This window comes from Actinomadura sp. NPDC048032 (assembly GCF_040653175.1).
Taxonomy (GTDB): domain Bacteria; phylum Actinomycetota; class Actinomycetes; order Streptosporangiales; family Streptosporangiaceae; genus Spirillospora; species Spirillospora verrucosospora.
Genome location: NZ_JBEZJP010000703.1, coordinates 1 through 2,374 on the forward strand (window position 1 = coordinate 1; position 2,374 = coordinate 2,374).

The 2,374-nt window shown below is 73.9% G+C and carries 3 protein-coding genes; all 3 read right to left on the minus strand.

Annotation, left to right across the window (positions count from 1 at the left end; all coding sequences use genetic code 11):
- A partial coding sequence (gene pcaG, locus AB0C69_RS41275; protein WP_360362150.1) for a protocatechuate 3,4-dioxygenase subunit alpha occupies window positions 1-537 on the minus strand: 537 nt, incomplete at its 3' end.
- Window positions 537-1,202 (minus strand): protocatechuate 3,4-dioxygenase subunit beta, encoded by a 666-nt coding sequence (gene pcaH, locus AB0C69_RS41280; RefSeq protein ID WP_360362153.1) that lies wholly within the window; start codon window positions 1,200-1,202, stop codon window positions 537-539. The genes pcaH and pcaG, both read right to left, overlap by 1 nt.
- Window positions 1,203-1,331: 129 nt before the next feature.
- On the minus strand, window positions 1,332-2,306 hold the full coding sequence (locus AB0C69_RS41285) for a sigma-70 family RNA polymerase sigma factor (RefSeq protein WP_360362156.1): 975 nt from the start codon (window positions 2,304-2,306) through the stop codon (window positions 1,332-1,334).
- Window positions 2,307-2,374 lie beyond the last annotated feature (68 nt).

Consider the following 2,374-nt stretch of genomic DNA (forward strand, 5'->3'; position numbering starts at 1 on the left):
GGCGCGCAGGTCGCCGCCCGCGGTGATGGCGTGCGCCGTGGCGGCCATCTGGTCCAGCGGCAGCAGGCCGCGCCGGATGAGCCGCCGGCCGAGCAGCGGGTCGGACGCGTGGGCGGCCGCGTCCTCGGGGAAGTAGAGCCGGGTGAACACCGGCTTGAGCAGGCCGCGGGCGAACACCAGCACGGCGATGTAGGGAGCGCTCTCCCCGATCGCGCCGGGCTTGAGGGTGCTGAACCAGAAGCCGCCGTCGGCGTCGGTGCCGCACCGGCCGAAGCCGGAGAAGCCGTGCCCGGCGCGCACGATGCCGCCGGGGCGCCGCGGGACCTCGCCGTCGCCGTCGGCCTGCCAGATCTCCAGGAGCGCGTCCGGCACCGGCTCCCCCGCGCCGTCCAGGACGCGTCCGCGCACCCGGATCGCGTCGGGCCGCCACGGCGGGACCACCTGCGGACCGGCCTCGTACGGCAGCGCGTGGCCGAAGAAGGGGCCGACCGTCTGCGACGGCGTCATGGCCGAGGGCGTGGGAGAGGGCGTGCTCATCAGGCCTCCGCCGGGGTGTCGCCGAGGACGATGTCCCACTGGTAGCCGAGCGCCCACTCCGGTGTGGTGGCGTCCAGGTCGAAGCGGGAGACCAGCTTCTCCCGGTCCCGCTCGTCGGGGATCGACTGGAAGATCGGGTCGTAGGCGAACAGCGGGTCGCCGGGGAAGTACATCTGGGTGACGAGCCGCTGGGTGAAGGCGGTGCCGAACACCGAGAAGTGGATGTGGGCGGGCCGCCAGGCGTTGGGGTGGTTGCCCCACGGATAGGCGCCCGGCTTGATCGTGACGAACCGGTAGCGGCCGTCGCCGTCGGTCAGGCAGCGCCCGGCGCCGGTGAAGTTCGGGTCGAGCGGCGCCGGGTGGACGTCGCCGAGGTGGTGGTACCGGCCGGCGGCGTTGGCCTGCCAGACCTCCACGAGCGCCCCGCGCACCGGGCGGCCCGCGCCGTCGAGCACGCGGCCGGTCACGACGATCCGCTCGCCGAGCGGCTCGCCGGCGTGCTGGACGGTGAGGTCGTGGTCCCTCCGCCCCAGCTCCTGGTGCCCGAAGACCGGGGAGGTCAGCTCGACGCTGTCGGGGCCCGTCTTCGGCATGACCAGGTCGTGGGACGGGGCGCGGAGCACGGTGCTCCTGTAGCCCGGGTACAGGTACGGCGGGTGCGTCATGGCCTCGTCCCCTCCTGCTCGCCTTCCACCGGGACGCGTTCGTTCGCCCGCGACCCGGCCACCAGCCTCGCAGCCGGCGCGGCGGGCGCCGGAGCCCGGCTTCCGCCCAGCGGAAGACGAGGGGCGCGATCAGAGCCTCTCGGCCAGTCCGAACACCGGGAACAGGCTCGTGTCGAAGAAGACCGAGACGTGCGCGACGCCGTCGCCGGTGACGCTCAGCACCTGGATCTGGTACGCGCGGTGCACCCCCTCGTCGTCGCGCATGTAGAGCCCGAAGGCCGGCTGCCCGTTCGCGGCGGCCGGGACCATCCGGATGTCGCCCGGGGTGGGGCCGCACTGGGCCTTGATGAGCCGGACGACGTGGTCGGCGCCGACGAACCACTGCGGGAAGGGCGGCATCTCCCAGACGACGTCCTGCTTGAACAGCTCGATCAGGCTCGCGATGTCGGCGGTCTCGAACGCCTTCGCGTAGCGCTCCAGGAGGTCGCGCTGGCCGGGGTCGGTCGGCTCGACCAGCTCGTCGCGGAGGGGCGCGTTCTCGTCGAGCTGCGCGCGGGCCCGCTGCAGCGCGCTGTTGACCGCGGCGGTGGAGGTGTCGAGGAGTTCGGCCACCTCGGCGGCCCGCCACTTCAGCACGTCCCGCAGGATCAGCACGACGCGCTGCTTGGCGGGCAGGTGCTGCAGGGCCGCCACGAACGCCAGCCGGGTGCTCTCGCGCGCGGTGACGATGGTCGCCGGGTCGGCGGCGTCGGCGCCGAGCACGGCGTCGGGGGCGGGCTCCAGCCACGGCACCTCGTCCGAGGCCACCACGGGCCGCTCGGGCTCGTCGCTCGGCGCCCCGAGGCCGGACGGCATGGGCCGGTTGCCGCGCTGGTCGATGGCGGTCAGGCACACGTTCGTCGCGATGCGGTACAGCCAGGTGCGCAGCGAGGAGCGGCCCTCGAAGCCGCCGTAGGAGCGCCACGCCCGCAGGTAGGTCTCCTGCACCAGGTCTTCGGCGTCGTGGATGGAGCCGAGCATCCGGTAGCAGTGCGCCAGCAGCTCCCGCCGGTACGGGTCGGCCAGCGACTGGAAGTCACGGTCTGTCTCGACGGTGTTCGGCATGGTGTCGGGCATGGTGGTGCCGCGTCCGCCCGCGTTCTGGAGCGCCTCGGGATGCGCCGCGAGGCGCA

Excerpts from the sequence above, each read along its gene's own strand:
- pcaH (WP_360362153.1), bottom strand. The coding sequence starts at position 1,202 with ATGACGCACCCGCCGTACCTGTACCCGGGCTACAGGAGCACCGTGCTC.
- AB0C69_RS41285 (WP_360362156.1), bottom strand. The coding sequence starts at position 2,306 with ATGCCGAACACCGTCGAGACAGACCGTGACTTCCAGTCGCTGGCCGAC.